Source organism: Micromonospora sp. BQ32 (assembly GCF_059358895.1).
On record NZ_JCADBI010000017.1, the window covers coordinates 124743 to 140298 of the forward strand.

A 15556-nucleotide genomic window follows, 5' to 3' on the forward strand; every position below is an offset into this window, starting at 1 on the left:
GCGATTCGTAAGGACGAACGGCGGTCCGGACGGCCGGTGGCGGGCCTAGCGTCGCCGGTATGCACACAACGATCGACGTGGTGCTGCCGTGCCTGGACGAGGCGGCCGCACTGCCTGCCGTACTGAGCGCGCTGCCGCCCGGCTACCGCGCCATCGTGGTCGACAACGGCTCGACGGACGGTTCGCCGGTCGTCGCAGCCGCGTACGGGGCCCGGGTCGTCCACGAGCCGAGACGCGGGTACGGCGCGGCCGTGCACGCCGGCCTGCTGGCGGCGGAGGCGGATCTGGTCTGCGTGCTCGACGCGGACGGCTCGTTCGACCCGGCCGAGTTGCCCGGGCTCGTCACGGCGGTGCGCGACGGTCGGGCCGATCTCGCCGTCGGGCGGCGTCGGCCGGTCTCGGCGGGTGCCTGGCCGTGGCATGCCCGCACCGGGAACGCGCTGGTCTCCGCGCTGCTGCGGCGTCGCGGTGTGCCGGTGTACGACATCAGCCCGATCCGGGTTGCCCGCCGGGCGGCGCTGCTGGACCTCGGTGTCAACGACCGCGCGTTCGGCTACCCCCTGGAGTTGCTGCTCCGCGCCGCCGAGGCGGACTGGCGAATCCTCGAGCTGGACGTCGCGTACGCGCCCCGGGCCGCCGGCACCAGCTCGAAGGTCTCCGGGTCGGTCCGGGGCACGTGGCGGGCCACCCGGGACTTCGCCGGAGTGCTGCGCCCCGACGTCGGTGGTGGCCGGTGAACGTGCTGCTCCTGGTCGCGAAGGCACCGGTCCCCGGGTCAGCCAAGACGCGCCTCTGCCCGCCCGCCGACCCCACCCAGGCGGCCCGGGTCGCGGCGGCGTCGTTGTTGGACACCCTCGCGGCGGTACGCGCGACCGCGTCGGCCATTCCCGTGCTGGCCCACATCGGTCGGTTCGCCGATGCCGAGTACGGCGCGGAGTTGACCGCGGCGTTGGCGGGCTGGCACCTGCTTGCGCAGCGCGGTGGCACGTTCGCCGAGCGCCTCGCGAACGCCCACGCCGACACGGCTGCGGCGTTTCCCGGCCGACCGGTGTTGCAGATCGGTATGGACACGCCGCAGATCCGGCCGGCCCTGCTCGGTGCCGCGCTGGAGCGGCTCGCCGCTCACGAGGCGGTGTTCGGGCCGGCGCTCGACGGCGGCTGGTGGGCACTCGGGTTACGCGATCCGAGGTACGCGAGCGCGTTACGCGACGTGCCCATGTCGACCGGCGACACCGGTCGCCGTACCCTCGCCGCCCTGCGCGGGCTCGGCGTACACCCGGCGATCCTGCCCGTTCAGCGAGATGTCGACGACTGGCCGACAGCGCTGGCGGTCGCGGCCGACCTGCCCGGCACCCGGTTCGCGGATGCCGTGGCGGCGGTAGGCGGTCAGCTGGTGAGTGGACGCCCTAGGTGAATTCGACGATCAGTCTCGACGGTTTCGCTGGTGTGCTGGGCAGACTCGGCGGGTGGGCCGCCGACCGTGACGCGTGCGGTACGCCGGCCGCCCCGATGCCCACCGCCCAACCCGACCATTGGCTGGTGCACGCCGACGGGCGACGTGACCTGTTGCCGGTGTGGCGCTGGCACGGCCCGCCCGAACCGGCAGTTGAGTCCCTCGCCGCACGCTGCACCGGGCCTACGATCGATCTCGGCTGCGGCCCCGGCCGGCTGACCCGGGCACTGGCCCAGCGGGGTCTGGTCGCACTGGGGGTGGACATCTCCGCCGAGGCGGTGCGCCTGACCCAGGGCCGGGGCGTGGTCGCCCTGCGACGCGACGTCTTCGAACCACTTCCCGGCGAGGGCAGATGGGCGCACGCCCTGCTCATCGACGGCAACATCGGCATCGGTGGCGACCCGGTCCGGCTGCTGCGCCGGTGCGGCGCCCTGATCGCGGCGGACGGAACGCTGGTGGTCGAGGTGGAACCCCCGGGGGCCGGGCTGTGGCAGGGACAGGCGTACGTCCTGTCCGGTACGTCCGGCGAGCGGGAGCGGCCGGGACCGGCGTTTCGATGGGCACGGGTCGGAGCCGAGGCGGTGGCCCGTACCGCCGCCGCCGCCGGCCTGCGGGTCACCGACCGTTTCCGGTTCGGTCCACGCTGGTTCGCCGAGTTGGCGCGCTCATGATCCGCCGGCCCCGCGTCCCCGCCCCCGAGGACTTCACCGCGCCCACGCACTCACCGCTGGTCGCCGCCCGACTCGGCCTCTGGCTCGGGGTGGCGTTCGGGCTGTGTTTCGGCACCGGACTGCTCAGCCACTACCTCCAGCACCCGCCGGGCTGGTTCACCTGGCCCACCCGACCGGTCAACCTCTACCGAATCACCCAGGGTGTCCACGTGCTCTCCGGTGTCGCGGCGATCCCGTTGCTGCTGGCCAAACTGTGGAGCGTCTATCCGCGGCTGTTCGTCCGGCCGCCCGTGCGCCAGCCGCTCCGGTTGCCCGCCCACGCCCTCGAACGGATCTCCGTCCTGGTGCTGGTCTGCGCAGCGTTCTTCGAACTGGTCACGGGGCTGTTCAACGTCGCCCAGTCGTACCCGTGGGGGTTCTTCTTTCCGACCGCGCACTATGCGGTCGCCTGGCTGGTGGCGGGTGCGCTGCTGCTGCACATCGCGGTGAAGCTTCCGGTCGCCCGCGCGGCGCTGAGCACGCCGCTGCGGCGCGGGAGGGCGGTGCAGGCCGCGGTGCCGGAGCCTGACGATCGGGACTCGGCGCAGCGACGCGCTTTCCTGCGCACCTCGGCGGGCGTCGCCGGCATCGCCGTGCTGGCCACCGCCGGGGTCACCGTGCCGTGGCTACGTCGGGTGTCGCCGCTGGCGTGGCGTTCCGCCTCGGGACCGCAGGGCGTACCGATCAACCGTACGGCGGCGGCCGCGCGCATTGTCGTTCCACCGGACTGGCGACTGGAGATCGTCTGGCCGGGTGGGCGGGACACCCTGTCCCTGGCCGACCTGGCGGTCCTGCCGCAACGCACGGCGGAGTTGCCGATCGCCTGTGTCGAGGGCTGGAGCGCCTCGGCCCACTGGACCGGCGTGCCCGTCGTCCAGTTGCTCCGCTGGGCCGGCGCACCGACCGCCCGACCGGTTCGGATCACCTCACTGGAAACCGAGGGCCTGTACGCGGCCAGCACACTGCCCGCGGCCCATGCCCGCGACCCGCTGACCTTGCTCGCGCTGAGGATCAATGGCGAGCAACTCTCCCCCGACCACGGCTACCCCTGCCGACTCATCGCTCCGAGCCGGCCAGGTGTCCTCCAGACCAAGTGGGTGGCGCGGCTGGAGGTGCTGCGGTGAGAGTCGTCCGACTGCTCCTGTTCGTGGTCGGCGCCACGGCCACGGCGTACGGCGGCTGGTTGCTCCTGCCCCAGCTCGGCACCACCCTGCCGTGGCTGATCGGCGGACCGGTGCTGCACGACCTCCTGGTGGCACCGCTGGTCGGGCTGGTCGGGCTGGTGCTGGGTCGACTGGTGACAGACCGGTTACGCCTGGCCTGGATCGGCGCGGGTCTGATGGCCAGCGCCACGTTGGTGCTGATCGCGGTGCCCCTGCTGTGGCGACCGCCCTCGGCACCTGCGAACCCGGGTCTGCCGGACCGCGACTATCCGCTGGGGCTCACTGTCGGGCTGGCTGTCCTCTGGGCCGCGATCGTGATCGTCCTGGTCGTCGCCACGGCGGTCGAGCGGCGCGTCCCGGGCCGACGAACCGACCGTCCCTGAGTCGACCCCCCGCATTCTCCGCTTTCGACCAGGAGGGGTACACATGTCAGCAGGAGAGATCAGCACGACCGACCAATCGCCGATCGGCGTGATTGGCGGGTCCGGCTTCTACGAGTTCCTGGACGACGTCGCCGAGGTCACCGTCGACACACCGTACGGACCGCCGAGCGACGCGCTGTCCGTCGGGAGCCTGGCCGGGCGGCCGGCGGTGTTCCTGCCCCGCCACGGCCGCCGGCACACCCTTCCCCCACACCGCATCAACTACCGGGCCAACCTGTGGGCACTGCGCGCACTCGGCGTCCGCCAGGTACTCGCCCCCGGCGCCGTCGGCAGTCTGCGACCGGAGCTGGGCCCTGGCACCCTCGTCGTACCGGACCAGCTGGTCGACCGGACCAGCCGCCGCGAGCAGACCTACTACGACGGACAGCCATGCGCGGACGGGCAACTCCCCCAGGTCGTCCATGTGCCCTTCGCCGACCCCTACTGCCCGGTCGGACGGGCCACGGTCCTCGACGCCGCCCGCGACACCGGTTGGCGGCCGGTCGACGGCGGAACCATGGTCGTCATCGAAGGGCCCCGCTTCTCCACCCGTGCCGAATCACGGTGGTACGGCCGGGAGGGCTGGTCGGTCGTCGGCATGACCGGCCACCCGGAAGCGGTGCTGGCACGCGAACTGGCGCTGTGTTACACGGCGTTGTCCCTGGTGACCGACCTCGACTCGGGCGTCGAGGTTGGTCACGGCGTGACGCAGCAGGAGGTGTTCGCGGTCTTCGCCCGGAACATCGATCGGCTGCGCGTCCTGCTCGGCGAGGCGGTGAAAGGGTTGCCAGCGGAGCAGGGGGCCTGCCCGTGCGGACAGGCGCTGGCAGGTACGTCGTAAGAATTCCGAAAGGGTTCGCGACCAGTTCGACGGCGACCGCGGCCGTACGCTGCGGGGGTGGGAAAACGGATCTTTCGGTCGGCGGCGGCCCGGGCCGCTCTCGCCTGCGCTGTCGTCGTGGTGATGCTGGCCCTTTACTGGTTCCAACCGTGGAAGCTGTTCACCGACACCTACGTCGACGACGCGATTCCCCAGGTAGGGACGACCTCAGTCACCCCGGCCGCCGTAACTCCGACATCCGCGACCCCGGCTCCCGCGACCTCGGCGGCCAACGAGATCCTGACCGCTGGCGAGTTCGTCACCCATGAGCACCGGACGACCGGCAGTGCCGAGATTCGCCGGCTCGCCGACGGACGCCACCAGCTCGTCATCCGAGACCTGAACACCTCGAACGGTCCGGACCTGCGGGTGTGGCTGACCGACCAACCGGTCATCCGCGGCACGGCCGGCTGGCGGGTCTTCGACGATGGCGAATGGGTCGAGCTGGCCAGGCTCAAGGGCAACAAGGGCAACCAGGTGTACGAGCTACCGGCCTCGGTTGACCCACGCGACTTCCGGAGCGTCTCCATCTGGTGCAAGCGATTCTCGGTCTCCTTCGGCGCGGCCGAGCTCACGAGCGCCTGACCGGGCCATCCCGGCCGCAACCTGCCGGACACGGCATTGACATCTTTCACTATCAGATCTAGCGTCGGGGCGAATCGATTCGACGCCGAACCAGGTGCTCCGGCACCCTCCGGCGATCGGTCGCGTGGTGTTCGGGCGCACGGCGTGGCCACCATCGATTCGACGACCGACTGGTCGCGCGTGGGCGGCGAGACCAGCGGCGGAAACCTGTGTCGATGCGCCGGGCCGGGCGCCGTGGGCACATCGCGTCCGCTGGGGATCGTCCACGACGAACGTGGTCGGCGGGGCGACCCGCAGTGGCGCGTCGCGACGGTGCGCGAGTCGCCGTAGGCCCTTCAACCAGTTCGTGCCGAGTGGCGGGAGCCCCTTTCATGACAAGACGTAGACCCATCCTTGGATTTCTCGCGACGGCGGCGGTCGTCGTCGTGACCATGAGCGCGACAGCACTGGCCGGCGGCGTGAACACCAGCGCGTCGGCGGCGGACGTCGGCGCGGCCGCGGCGACCGCCGGGTGCGGCAAGGCGCCCACGTTGACCAGCGGGCAACGGTCCATCCAGAGCAGCGGCCAGAACCGCAGCTTCATCCTGAGGATTCCTGACAACTACGACAGGAACCACGCCTACCGGCTGATCTTCGGATTCCACTGGAACGGCGGCACCGCCAACGACATCGACGGCGGTGGGTCGGACGGGGCTGCCTGGTCCTACTACGGACTGCGGCAGCAGGCGAACAACAGCACCATTTTCGTCGCTCCCCAGGGCAACGGCAACGGCTGGGCCAACCCCGGCGGCCAGGACGTCACCTTCGTCGACGACATGATCCGGGTGATCGAGGCAGACCTCTGTGTCGACACCACGCAGCGCTTCGCGCTCGGCTTCAGTTACGGCGGCGGCATGAGCTATTCGCTGGCCTGTTCCCGGGCAGGAGTCTTCCGCGCTGTCGCGGTCTACGCCGGCGGGCAGCTCAGCGGGTGCAGCGGCGGCACCGAGCCGATCGCGTACATGGGAATCCATGGCATCGGGGACGCGGTGCTCAACATCTCCGCCGGACGGTCCCTGCGCGACAGGTTCGTGCGGAACAACGGGTGCACCGCACAGAACCCGCCCGAGCCGAGGGCGGGCAGCCTGACCCACATCACCACCACCTACTCCGGCTGCCGATCCGGCTATCCGGTGGTCTGGGCCGCCTTCGACGGCGGGCACACCCCCGGCCCGGTGGACGGCGGCGGGGACAGCGGAGCCAGAACCTGGACCAAGGGCGAGGTGTGGAGGTTCTTCACCCAGTTCGGTAGCACCGAACCCACCCCGCCGCCGACCACCCCGCCACCGAGCGGCACGTCGGCGCTGCGCAGCACGTCGTCCGGACGGTGCCTGGACGTCAACGGCGGCTCGCAGGCCAACGGCGCGGCGGCGATCATCTGGGACTGCCACGGCCAGAGCAACCAGAGCTGGACCTCGACCGCCGCCCAGGAGTTGCGTGTCTTCGGCGGCAAGTGCCTCGACGTCAACGGCGCCGGCACCGCGAACGGCAGCTCGGTGATCATTTGGGACTGCAACGGCCAGTCCAACCAGAAGTGGCGGCTCAATGCCGACGGCTCGATCACCGGGGTTGGTTCGGGCCGGTGCCTGGACATGGTCGGCAACGGCACGGCCAACGGCACGCGCATCCAGATCTGGGACTGCACCGGCGCGGCCAACCAACGATGGAGCCGGAGCTGAGCCCGGCGAGGTTCCCGCAAGGGGAACCGGTCCAACCGATGTTCGTCCACCCACAAGGAGGCTCAGCTGTGCCACTTCGCAAACTATCCGCCCCCTGGCTCGGGGCAGCCTCGGCGGTCATGGTTCTGATCGCCGTCGCCATGTACGTCGTCACGACCGTCGCACCGGCAGCCGCGGCCACCACTGCCGGCTGCGGCAAGGCGCCCGGGCTGAACAGCGGCACCCACACCATCCAGAGCGGCGGGAAGAGCCGCAGCTTCATCCTTCGGCTGCCCGACAGCTACAACAACACCTATGCCCACCGGCTGGCCTTCGGGTTCCACTGGTTGGGCGGCACCGCCAGCCAGGTCGCATCGGGCGGAACCGACGGGGCCGCGTGGGCCTACTACGGCATGCAGTCCCAGGCCAACAACACCACGATCTTCGTCGCACCGCAGGGCCTCAACAACGGCTGGGGCAACTCCAACGGCGAAGACGTGACCTTCACCGACGACATGATCCGCGTGATCGACAACGCTCTCTGCGTCGACACCACCCAACGTTTCTCGGTCGGGTTCAGCTACGGCGGCGCGATGAGCTACTCGTTGGCGTGTTCCCGGCCGACAGTGTTCCGCGCGGTCGCGGCAATCGCGGCCCCGGGGCCGATCAGCGGATGCAACGGCGGCACCCAGCCAGTGGCGTACCTGGGCATCCACGGCATCAACGACAACATCCCGAGCGGACGGTCGCTGCGCGACAGGTTCGTCCGCAACAACGGATGCGCCGCACAGAGCCCGCCCGAGCCGAGGGCTGGCAGCCTGACCCACATCACCACCGCGTACTCCTGCCAGCCCGGATATCCGGTGCTCTGGGCCGCGTTCGACGGCGGCCACCAGCAGGGTCCGGTGGACGGGTGCGCCGGCTGTGAGAGCGGCGCGCGGAGCTGGGTCAAGCAGGAGGTGTGGCGGTTCTTCACCCAGTTCGGCTCCGACGTGCCGCCCACCACTCCCCCGCCGACGACCCCGCCGCCCGGCCAGCAGAACGTGCTGATCGCGGGCAGCCAGTCCGGGCGGTGCATCGACATCCCCAACTCCAGCACCAGCAACGGCGCCCGCCCGCAACTGTGGGACTGCCACGGCGGCACCAACCAGCGCTGGACCCATACCGCCAACCGCACCCTGACCGTCTACGGCAACAAGTGCCTGGACGCCAGCGGAGCGGGCAGCAGCAACGGCACCGCGGTCCTCATCTGGGACTGCAACGGCCAAGCCAACCAACAGTGGAACCTGAACTCCAACGGCACCATCACCAGCGCCCAATCGGGGCTGTGCCTCGACGCCGTCGGTTCCGGCACGGCGAATGGGACGCAACTGCACCTCTGGGCCTGCCACGGCGGCGCCAACCAGCAGTGGGCAAGGCGCGCCTAGTACCGCACGCCTCAGGTCGGAAACGCGCCGCTCGGGCCCTGTCCCGGGCGGCGCGTGACCGTCAGGCGCCGATGGCCAGGACAGCGGTGTCGTCGGTGAGGCCGGCACCGAAGGTATCGAGTAGGTCGGTGACGGCGGCGACGGCGGCGGCTGCGGTCGTGGGCGCGAGAGAGCGGGCGAATCGGGCGAGGGCTGCCGCTCCGTAGCGGCCATCGGCGGTCTCACTGCCGACGGGACGCGCCTCGGTGAGTCCGTCGCTGTAGAGCAGCAACGTGTCGCCAGGGTTCACCACGACGGTGGTGTTGGTGTATCGGGAGTTCGGGAAGGCCCCCACGATGCGGCCCTTCGTGGGGTGGTAGTGGGTCGAGCCATCGACCCTCAGTAGCAGTGGCTCCGGGTGCCCACCGCTGGCGATGATCGCGGTGAAACCGCCGCCAGCCGTCGTGGGTGTGAGGATGCCGAACACGACGGTGCAGTAGCGTGCGTCCTCGCGGTATTCCTGCCAGAGCACGGTGTTGAGGTTGTGCAGCGCGGCAGCGGGGTCGGGGTCGTAGACGGTTGCGGCCCGCAACGTATAGCGGGCCAGGGCGGTGACGGCAGCCGCTTCGACGCCCTTGCCGCTGACGTCGCCGAGGAAGAACCCCCAGCGGCCGTCGACAAGGGGGAAGAGGTCGTAAAAATCGCCGCCGACCTGGTCCGTGGACGCCGCCCGGTAGTAGGCGGCGCTGTGAAGTCCGGGCGGAGTCTGCAGCACGGCGGGGAGGAGACTGCGTTGCAGCTTGCTGACCAGATGCCGTAGCCGTTCGTCCTCGCGTTCTGCGGCTTTGCGGGCATCGAGGAGCTCTCGTTCGTAGGCGCGGCGTGTCTTGGCGTCGAAGATCGCCGTCCGGATGAGTTGGGGTTGGCCCTCGCTGCCGGCCTTGACGATCGACGTGACGAGGACCGGCATCCGGGCGCCGTCCTTGGTGCGAAGCTCGAGGGACACACCGCCGATCTCGCCCTGCATGGCCAGCATCGGCGCGAAGTGGGTCTCGTGGTAGATCCGGCCGCCACCGGTGAGGAGATCGCTGAAGCGGCGCTGACCCACGAGTTCCTCGCGGCGGTAGCCGAGCCAGCCCAGCAGGGTGCCGTTGATTTTGGCGATGGTGCCGTCCAGGAGGGTGGACAGGTGCCCGCAGGGCGCATTCTCGTACAGGTCTTCGAGGTTGTCTTCCAGCAGGGCAGGGAAGCCGACCTCACTCGGCTGGGCACTCCTGTCATCGCCTGAACCTTGGCCATGAGGGTCATGCCCCGCAGTGGCGGTCATCGGTAGGCGGCCCTGACAAATGACGTGATCGCTGCGGCCGTGGCCTCCGGCGCGCTCAACTGCGGGCAATGCCCGGTCGCATTCAAGGTGACGAGCCGGCTTCCGGCGATCTGCGCATGCACGAACGCGCCGACTTCGGGCGGCGCGATGGCGTCCTGAGCACATTGCAGGATCAACGTGGGAACGCTCACCGCGGCGAGATCCGCGCGGTTGTCGGACAGGAACGTCGCACGGGCGAACACCTGCGCCATCGCGGGATCCGTCCGACAGAAACTCTCCGTCAGCTCTTCACCCAGCTCCGGCCGCTCCGGGTTGCCCATGATCACGGGCGCCATGGTCGACGACCAGCCGAGGTAGTTGCTCTCGAGTGAACCGAGCAGGTCGTCGATGTCGTCGCGGGTGAAACCGCCTCGGTAATTTTCGTCGTCGATGTAGCACGGTGAGGGGGTGACCAGGACGAGCGCGGAGAAGCGGTCCGGTTCGCGGTTCGCCGCGAGGACCCCGATGCTCGAACTGACCGAATGCCCCACGAAGATCGGCTGCTGGAGGTCGAGGTCCTGGCAGATGCTCAGCACGTCATCGGCGTAGCCGTCCAGGGAGGCGTACCGGTCAGCGTCCCAGGCCGCCGGATCAGCCTTGCCTGATCCGACGTGATCAAACAACACCAGCTGGGCCCATTGTCCGATTTCGGCGGCCACCTGGCGCCACATGTGCTGATCGCATCCGAAGCCGTGCGCGAGCACAACGGTAGGGCCGCCCTCACGACCGGTCAGCACCACGTTGTTGCGGTTCCGTACACGCATTCGCCTATCTTCCATCACCCGCATCTGCGGACCAACCGGCGCTTCCCAACCGGAATGATCACCGACTCGCGTTGGTCACCGGGACATCCAGATTTATCCCGGTGCTGGTCACTGCCAGCAGGTAGGTGACGCACGGAGCGGCGGCGCGCAGAGCCAACGCGACCTCGGCGGACTCGGCCGCGCGCTGTGTTCGCAGCAGTGCGGTGATGCCGTGGGCGCTGAAGAAGGTCACCCCGGAGAGATCGAGCACCAGACGTGCGGGTCGCCGGGTGATCACGTGTTCGGCCAGCTCGCTGATGAGATGAGCGGTGCTCATGTCGACCTCGCCGGAAACGACGATCAGTGGCGTGTGCCGATCATTGTTCAGATCCAGCGTCATGATCGGTTTGGCGGGCTGCGCGTCGTGCCGAGTGGGCTGAGCGTGCTGCCGAGTGGGTTGTTCGAGGATGGACATGACGCCTCCCGATCTGGTTCATCGGTGAGTCGGACCCTCCCGCGCGACGAGGCGCGGGCGGCGGACCTGGGCGCATGTCTTGACCCGCCGACCACCCTACCCACCATGTCCGCCGCTGACACCATTCGAGCGGTGGACGAGTCTCGATCGGCAGTGATGGCGAGAATCCCCGAAGAGGTGCTGCTCGTCCGGTTCGGTCCGCCGGCGTCGGGGTAGGGCCACATGCTGGAAGGCGGTCGAGGCGAGGAGGCGACGGTGGCGGACGCGACGGTGTCGGACCTGGTGGTGGCCCGGTTGGCCGACTGGGGCGTGGGCCGGGTCTTCGGCTACTCCGGGGACGGTATCGACGGGGTGATGGGGGCCCTGCGTCGGGCCGGTCGGCCGGAGTTCGTGCAGGCCCGGCACGAGGAGACGGCGGCGTTCATGGCCTGCGGGCACGCCAAGTACACCGGCGGGCTGGGGGTGTGTCTGTCGACCCAGGGACCGGGCGCGGTGCACCTGCTCAACGGCCTCTACGACGCCCGGCTGGACTCCCAGCCGGTGCTCGCCCTGGTCGGTCAGCAGGTGACCTCCGTGCTGGGCAGCGGCTACCAGCAGGAGATCGACCTGGTACGCCTCTACGGCGATGTGTGCGCACAGTTCGTGCAGACCGCGTACACCCCGGAACAGCTGCCGATGCTGCTCGACCGGGCGATCCGCACCGCCCTGGCGACCCGCAGCCCGACCTGTGTGATCCTGCCGCACGACGTGCAGACCGCCCCGGCCCCGGACCTCGGTGCGCAGGAGCACGGGATCATGGTGACCAACCCCGGGTTGCCGGTGCCGGAGCTGCGGCCCCGCGCCGACGATCTGCGGGCAGCCGCGGACCTGCTCGACGCCGGGGAGCGGGTAGCGATCCTGGTGGGGCAGGGTGCCCGAGCCGCCGTCGGCGAGGTGGTCGAGCTGGCCGAGGCGCTCGGCGCCGGCGTGACGGCGTCGCTGCTGGGCAAGCCGGTGCTGGACGAGGCGCTGCCCTTTCACACCGGCGTGATGGGCCACCTGGGCAGCACCGCCAGCAGCATGCTGATGAACGAGTGCGACACCCTGGTGATCGTCGGCAGCAACGACCCCTGGTCGGAGTTCTACCCGGCGCCGGGGCAGGCCCGGGCGGTGCAGATCGACATCGACGGCCGACGCCTGGGCATGCGCTACCCAGTGGAGGTGCCGCTGCTCGGCGACGCCGCCGAGACCATCCGGGCGCTGCTGCCGCTGCTGACCGCCCGGTCGGAGCGGAGCTGGCGTCAGCGTGTCGAGGGCGAGGTGACCCGCTGGCGGGACATCGCCCGACAGCGGGCGACAGCTCCGGCGGAGCCGGTGAACCCGCAGTACGTCCTGCACGCCCTCACCGACCGGCTACCCGCAGACGCGCAGGTGGCGGTGGATGTCGGGTCGGTGACCTACTGGTACGCCCGGCACCTGCGGCTGCCCGTCGGTGTGGACGCGCACCTGTCCAGCACCCTGGCCTCGATGGGTTCGGCGCTGCCGTACGGGCTGGCCGCGAAACTCGCCGCCCCGCACCGACCGGTGGTGGCACTCGCCGGGGACGGGGCGATGCAGATGAACGGGTTGGCCGAGTTGCTCACCGTCGCGCACCGCTGGCGAGACTGGGCGGACCCCCGGTTCGTGGTGCTGGTGCTGCACAACCGCGACCTGGCCGAGGTGAGCTGGGAGCAGCGGGAGATGGAGGGCGATCCGCGCTTCGTCGACTCCCAGCGCCTGCCGGACGCGCCGTACGCCCGCTGGGCCGAGTTGCTGGGTCTGCGCGGCGTCCGGATCACCAGTCCGAGCGAGGTCGACAAGGCTTGGGACGAGGCCCTGTCGGCGGACCGACCGATGCTGATCGAGGCGATCGTGGACCCGGCGATCCCGCTGCTTCCGCCCGCGCAGCCCTACGAGAAGGTCGCCACCATGTACGAGGCGCTCGGTCGGGAGGACACCGACCTGGGCCGGCGGGCGCTGGCGCACCTGCGCCGCGAACGGGCCACCGAAGGCTTCGACGATCCGCGGTGACAGCGTGCGGGCATGGCGAACAAGATTCGGGAGAAGCCTCCGAGCAGACGCGGAGCGGGGGTGAGCGGGATGAGGATCGTGGCGGTGGCCGGGTCGCTGGCGGTGACCGTGTCGGGCCGGCCGATGCCGCTGTGGGCGGCGCCCGCGCCGTCACCGGAAGGAGGACATCGTGGTGGACCGGATCGCCAACCCGTGGGGTGAGCGGACCCCGTACGGGCCGGGGCAGCAGTGGCCGGTGCGGGTGGACCGGTACCTGGCCGACGGCCGAACGGATGCCGACGTGGACCGGTGGGTGCAGTCGGCGTCGGTGCTGCACTCCAACGGCGACGCGCTGGACATCGGCGTCGCCGACGGGCGGATCGTCGGGGTGCGCGGGCGGGCTGTGGACCGGATCAACCGGGGCCGGGTCGACCCGAAGGACCTGTACGGCTGGCAGGCCAACCACAGCCCGGACCGGTTGACCCGACCGCTGGTCCGCGACGGCGATCGCCTCGTCGAGTCGGACTGGGACACCGCGATGGGCCGCATCGTGGCCCGATCGAAGGAACTCCTCGACGGGCCGGGTGGGTGGGGGCACTTCGGCTTCTACACCACCGGGCAACTGTTCCTGGAGGAGTACTACACGCTGGGTGTCATCGGTAAGGCAGGTCTGGGCACGCCGCACATGGACGGCAACACCCGGCTCTGCACGGCCACCGCGGCGGCGGCGATGAAGGCGAGCTTCGGCACCGACGGGCAGCCCGGCTCGTACACCGATGTGGACCACTGCGACGCGATCGCGCTCTGGGGTCACAACGTCGCCGAGACGCAGACGGTGCTGTGGATGCGGATGCTGGACCGACGCCGTGGCCCCAACCCACCGGCGATGCTGGCGGTGGACCCGCGCGCCACCCCGGTCGCCCGGGAGGCCGATCTGCACCTGGCGGTGCGTAACGGCACCAACGTGGCCCTGATGAACGGCCTGCTCCGGGAGATCCTCCGCCGGGGCTGGTACGACCACGACTACGTCGACGCGCACGCCCTTGGTTTCGAGGAGTTGTGCCGGATCGTCGACGGCTATCCGCCGCAGCGGGTCGCCGACATCTGCGACGTGCCGGCCGCCGATGTGGAGCGCGCCGCCGAACTGCTCGGCACCTCGCAGCGGCTGCTGTCAACAGTGTTGCAGGGCTTCTACCAGTCGAACCAGGCGACCGCCGCCGCCTGTGCCGTCAACAACCTGCACCTGATCCGGGGGATGATCGGCCGACCCGGTGCCGGGATCTACCAGATGAACGGCCAGCCCACCGCCCAGAACACCCGGGAGACCGGCGCCGACGGCGACCTACCCGGCCTGCGCAACTGGGCGAACACCGCCCACATCGAGGAGTTGGCCCGGCTGTGGAACGTGGACGTGGACACCATCCCGCACTGGGCGCCGCCGACGCACGCCATGCAGATCTTCCGGTACGCCGAGCAGGGCTCGATCAAACTGCTCTGGATCTCCGCCACCAACCCGGCCGTCTCGCTGCCGGAGCTGCACCGGATCCGGCAGATCCTGACCCGGCCGAAGCTGTTCGTGGTGGTCCAGGACCTCTTCCTCACCGAGACCGCCGAGCTGGCCGACGTCGTGCTGCCCGCCGCCACCTGGGGCGAGAAGACCGGCACGTTCACCAGCGTCGACCGGACCGTGCACATCTCCGACAAGGCCGTCGACCCGCCCGGGGAGGCCCGCCCGGACCTGGACATCTTCCTCGACTACGCCCGCCGGATGGACTTCCGCGACCGCGACGGCCAGCCGCTGATTGACTGGACCGGGCCGGAGGAGGTGTTCGAGGCGTGGAAGGAGTGTTCGCGGGGTCGGCCGTGCGACTACACCGGCATCACCTACGAGAAGCTGCGCGGCGGCTCCGGCATCCAGTGGCCGTGCACCGACGAGCACCCCGACGGCACCGAGCGCCTCTACACCGACGGACGGTTCCACACCGACCCCGACTACTGCGAGACGTACGGCCAGGACCTGGCCACCGGTGCGGAGTTCACCGAGGCGGAATACCGGGCCAAGGAACCGGACGGGCGGGCGTTCCTGCACACCGTCGACTACCAACCCTCACCCGAGGTGCCCGACGACGAGCATCCGCTGCTCCTCACCACCGGGCGCACCGTCTACCAGTTCCACACCCGCACCAAGACCGGCCGCGCCCCTCAACTCAACCAGGCGGCCCCGGACGTGTGGGTGGAGCTCAACCCCACCGACGCGGCCCGGTTCGGCATCGTCGAGGGCGACCTGGTCGGCGTCTCCTCGGCGCGCGGCGCCATCCAGGCCCGCGCCAGGCTCTGCGGCATCCGCCCCGGCGTCGTCTTCCTGCCGTTCCACTACGGCTACTTCGACCAGGACCCCGCCGGGCGCACCCCGCGCGCGGCGAACGAGCTGACCATCACCGCCTGGGATCCGGTATCCAAGCAGCCCCTCTTCAAGGTCGCCGCCGTCGCGGTGGCGAAACTCGCCGACGGGCGGGGCGTACCCTCGCCGGCGCCGACGGTCGGCGGCAGCGCACCGCCAGCGGACGCTGACCTGCCGCCCACCGTTGGCGGGCCGACAGCCGAAGCCACCAGCGGGAAGGAGTGAGC

At 70.4% G+C, this 15556-nt stretch carries 14 protein-coding genes; 11 read left to right on the forward strand and 3 right to left on the reverse strand.

All coding sequences use genetic code 11. The features are described 5' to 3' along the window. The first annotated feature begins 59 nt into the window (after positions 1–59). The 9 genes from AC5L30_RS27065 to AC5L30_RS27105 all read left to right on the forward strand — a co-directional run bounded on the left by AC5L30_RS27065 (position 60) and on the right by AC5L30_RS27105 (position 8337). Entirely contained in the window at positions 60–737 is a 678-nt protein-coding gene (locus AC5L30_RS27065; protein WP_494870533.1) for a glycosyltransferase family 2 protein, read from the forward strand. Continuing rightward, entirely contained in the window at positions 734–1414 is a 681-nt protein-coding gene (locus AC5L30_RS27070; protein WP_494870534.1) for a TIGR04282 family arsenosugar biosynthesis glycosyltransferase, read from the forward strand. Before AC5L30_RS27065 ends, AC5L30_RS27070 begins: the two co-directional genes overlap by 4 nt. Beyond that, positions 1411–2124, forward strand: a complete 714-nt coding sequence (locus AC5L30_RS27075; RefSeq protein WP_494870536.1) for a class I SAM-dependent methyltransferase — start codon at positions 1411–1413, stop codon at positions 2122–2124. Before AC5L30_RS27070 ends, AC5L30_RS27075 begins: the two co-directional genes overlap by 4 nt. Next, positions 2121–3287, forward strand: coding sequence for a molybdopterin-dependent oxidoreductase (locus tag AC5L30_RS27080; RefSeq protein ID WP_494870538.1), 1167 nt, complete (start codon positions 2121–2123; stop codon positions 3285–3287). The genes AC5L30_RS27075 and AC5L30_RS27080 overlap by 4 nt, the downstream gene beginning before the upstream one ends. Beyond that, positions 3284–3709 (forward strand): hypothetical protein, encoded by a 426-nt coding sequence (locus tag AC5L30_RS27085; protein WP_494870539.1) that lies wholly within the window; start codon positions 3284–3286, stop codon positions 3707–3709. The genes AC5L30_RS27080 and AC5L30_RS27085 overlap by 4 nt, the downstream gene beginning before the upstream one ends. 43 nt (positions 3710–3752) lie before the next feature. Then, on the forward strand, positions 3753–4589 hold the full coding sequence (locus AC5L30_RS27090) for an S-methyl-5'-thioadenosine phosphorylase (protein ID WP_494870540.1): 837 nt from the start codon (positions 3753–3755) through the stop codon (positions 4587–4589). Between the two features lie 57 nt (positions 4590–4646). Continuing rightward, on the forward strand, positions 4647–5213 hold the full coding sequence (locus AC5L30_RS27095; RefSeq protein WP_494870541.1) for a DM13 domain-containing protein: 567 nt from the start codon (positions 4647–4649) through the stop codon (positions 5211–5213). Positions 5214–5584: 371 nt separating this feature from the next. Further along, positions 5585–6931 carry an RICIN domain-containing protein gene (locus AC5L30_RS27100; RefSeq protein ID WP_494870542.1) on the forward strand — a complete coding sequence of 449 codons (1347 nt, stop codon included), beginning with the start codon at positions 5585–5587 and terminating at the stop codon, positions 6929–6931. 119 nt (positions 6932–7050) lie between these two features. Next, a complete protein-coding gene (locus tag AC5L30_RS27105; RefSeq protein ID WP_494870543.1) occupies positions 7051–8337 on the forward strand; it encodes a ricin-type beta-trefoil lectin domain protein in 1287 nt (428 codons plus the stop codon). Between the two features lie 61 nt (positions 8338–8398). Here the strand turns inward: AC5L30_RS27105 and AC5L30_RS27110 are convergent, their stop codons facing one another. The 3 genes from AC5L30_RS27110 to AC5L30_RS27120 are packed head-to-tail and all read right to left on the reverse strand — an operon-like array spanning position 8399 to position 10900. Continuing rightward, positions 8399–9643 (reverse strand): PP2C family protein-serine/threonine phosphatase, encoded by a 1245-nt coding sequence (locus AC5L30_RS27110; protein ID WP_494870544.1) that lies wholly within the window; start codon positions 9641–9643, stop codon positions 8399–8401. Then, positions 9640–10446, reverse strand: coding sequence for an alpha/beta fold hydrolase (locus AC5L30_RS27115; protein ID WP_494870546.1), 807 nt, complete (start codon positions 10444–10446; stop codon positions 9640–9642). Before AC5L30_RS27115 ends, AC5L30_RS27110 begins: the two co-directional genes overlap by 4 nt. 58 nt (positions 10447–10504) lie before the next feature. Beyond that, a complete protein-coding gene (locus AC5L30_RS27120; RefSeq protein WP_494870547.1) occupies positions 10505–10900 on the reverse strand; it encodes an STAS domain-containing protein in 396 nt (131 codons plus the stop codon). 222 nt (positions 10901–11122) lie between these two features. On the opposite strand from AC5L30_RS27120, the gene AC5L30_RS27125 reads away from it, so the two are divergent. After that, positions 11123–12949, forward strand: a complete 1827-nt coding sequence (locus tag AC5L30_RS27125) for a thiamine pyrophosphate-requiring protein (protein WP_494870548.1) — start codon at positions 11123–11125, stop codon at positions 12947–12949. A 169-nt stretch (positions 12950–13118) separates the two neighbouring features. After that, positions 13119–15554, forward strand: a complete 2436-nt coding sequence (locus AC5L30_RS27130) for a molybdopterin oxidoreductase family protein (RefSeq protein WP_494870549.1) — start codon at positions 13119–13121, stop codon at positions 15552–15554. Positions 15555–15556: the final 2 nt, after the last annotated feature.